Source organism: uncultured Microbacterium sp., assembly GCF_913776565.1.
Classification (GTDB): Bacteria; Actinomycetota; Actinomycetes; order Actinomycetales; family Microbacteriaceae; genus Microbacterium.
This window is the reverse complement of sequence record NZ_CAJYPF010000117.1, coordinates 1-2,940: the sequence shown is the minus strand read 5'-3', so window position 1 is coordinate 2,940 and position 2,940 is coordinate 1. Positions and strand designations below refer to the sequence as shown.

The 2,940-nt window shown below is 70.9% G+C and carries 3 protein-coding genes and 1 tRNA gene; 3 read left to right on the top strand and 1 reads right to left on the bottom strand.

The genetic code is table 11. The features are described from left to right. Positions 1-17 precede the first annotated feature (17 nt). The 3 genes from QZ433_RS06320 to QZ433_RS06310 all read left to right on the top strand — a co-directional run bounded on the left by QZ433_RS06320 (position 18) and on the right by QZ433_RS06310 (position 2,537). Positions 18-1,694, top strand: coding sequence for an FAD-binding dehydrogenase (locus QZ433_RS06320; RefSeq protein ID WP_295780829.1), 1,677 nt, complete (start codon positions 18-20; stop codon positions 1,692-1,694). Between the two features lie 78 nt (positions 1,695-1,772). Further along, a complete protein-coding gene (locus tag QZ433_RS06315; protein WP_295780827.1) occupies positions 1,773-2,144 on the top strand; it encodes a DUF732 domain-containing protein in 372 nt (123 codons plus the stop codon). Between the two features lie 51 nt (positions 2,145-2,195). Further along, positions 2,196-2,537, top strand: a complete 342-nt coding sequence (locus tag QZ433_RS06310; RefSeq protein WP_295780825.1) for a hypothetical protein — start codon at positions 2,196-2,198, stop codon at positions 2,535-2,537. A gap of 277 nt (positions 2,538-2,814) precedes the next feature. Here the strand turns inward: QZ433_RS06310 and QZ433_RS06305 are convergent. Continuing rightward, positions 2,815-2,888: transfer RNA gene (locus QZ433_RS06305), tRNA-Pro, on the bottom strand. Between the last annotated feature and the right edge of the window lie 52 nt (positions 2,889-2,940).

Here is a 2,940-nt window from a genome sequence, read left to right as displayed (position 1 = left end):
CGACGCCGAGGGGGAACATGGACGCCGACGTCATCATCATCGGAGCCGGGCTCGCGGGCCTGGTCGCGAGCAACGAACTGGTGCGCGCGGGCAAGCGCGTCGTCATCGTCGAGCAGGAGAACGCGGCCAACCTGGGCGGCCAGGCGTTCTGGTCGTTCGGGGGCATCTTCCTCGTCGACTCCCCCATGCAGCGTCGCCTCGGCGTGAAGGACTCCCTCGACCTCGCGTGGCAGGACTGGCAGGGCTCGGCCGGCTGGGACCGCCTCGACGGCGCGCATCCCGAGGACGAGTGGGCCGCGAGGTGGGGGCGCGCATACGTCGAGTTCGCCGCGGCGGACAAGCTCCCCTGGCTGCGCGCGCACGGCGTGCGCTTCACCCCCGTCGTCGGGTGGGCCGAGCGCGGCTCCTTCACCGCGGGCGGACACGGCAACTCCGTCCCCCGCTTCCACGTGCCGTGGGGCACCGGCACGGGCATCTCGGAGCCTTTCGCCGACCGTGCCCGAGAAGCAGCGGATGCCGGCACCGTCCGCCTGCTCTTCCGTCACCGCGTCGACGGACTCGTCGTCGAGGGCGGCACGGTGACCGGCGTACGCGGCACGATCCTGGCGCCCGACGACGCCGCCCGCGGCGTGTCGTCCTCGCGCGAGGAGGTCGGCGCCTTCACCCTCTCGGCGCAGGCGGTCGTCATCTCGTCCGGGGGCATCGGCGGCGACCACGAGCGCGTGCGACGGTGGTGGCCGGACCGACTCGGCACTCCCCCGCGGAAGATGGTCACGGGCGTTCCGGCGCACGTGGACGGGCGCATGCTCGACATCGCCGCCGACCAGGGCGTGCGCCTGGTCAATCGCGACCGCATGTGGCACTACACCGAGGGGCTGCAGAACGGGAACCCCATCTGGCCGGGGCACGGCATCCGGATCCTCCCCGGTCCCTCGTCGATGTGGCTCGATGCGCGCGGCCGACGCCTCCCCGCACCGGGGCTGCCCGGCCACGACACTCTGGGGACGTTGAAGATCCTGCGCACGACGCCCGACATCACCGACTACGACTACTCGTGGTTCGTGCTCGACCAGACCATCGTGAAGAAGGAGTTCGCCCTGTCGGGGTCGGAGCAAAACCCCGACATCACGAATCGCGACCTGGGCCTGCTGCTGCGGACCCGACTGGGTCGAGCCGCGCCGGGTCCGGTCGAGGATTTCAAGAGCCACGGGGCCGACTTCGTCGTCGCGGACACCCTCGGCGAGCTCGTGCGCGGCATGAACGACCTCACCGGCGACGACCTGCTCGACGAAGAGGCGATCCGCGCGCAGATCGTCGCGCGCGACCGCGAGGTGGTGAACCCCTACTCGAAGGATGCGCAGACCATCGGCATCCAGAACAGCCGTCGCTTCCGCGGCGATCGCCTCTTCCGGACGGTGCGCGCGCACGCCCTGCTCGACCCCCGGCACGGTCCGCTGATCGCCGTGCGCCTGTGGGTCGTCACGCGCAAGACGCTCGGTGGCATCCAGACCGACCTCGACGGTCGCGCCCTCGATGGGTCCGGGACGCCGATCCCCGGCCTGTACGCCGCCGGAGAGGCCGCGGGGTTCGGCGGCGGAGGCGCGCACGGGTACAACGCGCTCGAGGGGACGTTCCTGGGGCTGTGCCTGTTCACCGGACGGACCGTGGGCCGGGCGCTCGCCGCCGCCCTGTGACGGAACCCCTCTCGCCCGTTCCGGAGGACGGGGCGCACCCCCCTCGCCGCGCGAGTTTCTGCGGCGTACGCTCGCCGCATGAAGAAGATCGGCGCCGTGGCCGTCGCGCTCGCGCTGGCCGCCGGATTGAGCGGCTGCGGCGCGATTCCCGTCGGCAAGGCGCCGAAGGCGTCACCCACACCCACCGTCGACGCGCGGGCACAGCAGGTCTACGAGCAAGAGGTCGCGTACGTGCGGGCGCTCCGTCAGCAACTGCCCCAGACCGACCTGTCGGCGACGCAGGTCTGGGTCGATCTGGGGCACGCCGTCTGCGCGGGGTTCGACGACGGCCTGACCCCGAAACAGGTGTTCGACTCGATGCAGGGCGGCGGGGTCACGCAGCAGGAGGCGAGCGTGGTCGTGGTGCTCTCCGGCATCCACCTGTGTCCTGAATACGCGCCGACACCGTAGGACTTCTCCCGTCGCGGCGACGTCGTGGCGCAGCCCGTATAGCCTGGGCGAATGACGTGCAGCTCTCGCCCGACGCTCGCCGAGATCACCGACTGGGTGGCCGAGTACGAGAAGACCTCGCGCGTCGCCCACGCCACCGTCCACGTGCTGCCGCAGGACGACGTCGAGCACGTGGACTCCGGCATCGTCGCCGTGCACCTGACCCACGGCCCCGCGTCGATCTACCTCAACGTCGACTGCGAACGCCGCTGGACCGCCGCGCTCACCGAGCGCTCGGGCGAGTTCCCCCTGCCGGGCGGTCACCTCATCGCACTCGGCGAAGAACTGCTCACCACCGGGCAGCTGTGCGAGTACCTGCAGAAGCGGACGGATGCCGCGGCCCCGGTGAGCTGAGTCTTCGGCGTCAGATCGACCCTGCGCGGTCGTCGTGAAGCGCCGGGCTGTGCCCTTCATACCCCCTCGATCGCGCCAACCGGCGACGACGCTCACGATTTCGACGAGGGCGAGGGGTGCCACCGCCTACAGCCATCACAGGGCCATGGCGAAGAACGCGAGCCACGCCGCGCCGACCGAGGATCCCCCGAGGGCAGTTGTTTCCGCGGGCGTGCGGGTCGGCACGGACGAGAACGACGAAGGGCCGGACGCTCTCTCGAGCTTCCGACCCTATCCGTCGGGATGACAGGATTTGAACCTGCGACCCCTTGACCCCCAGTCAAGTGCGCTACCAAGCTGCGCCACATCCCGTTCCCTGCAAGCAGGCAACTCCCCTATATTAGCCCCTCCCCGGCACCGCCGC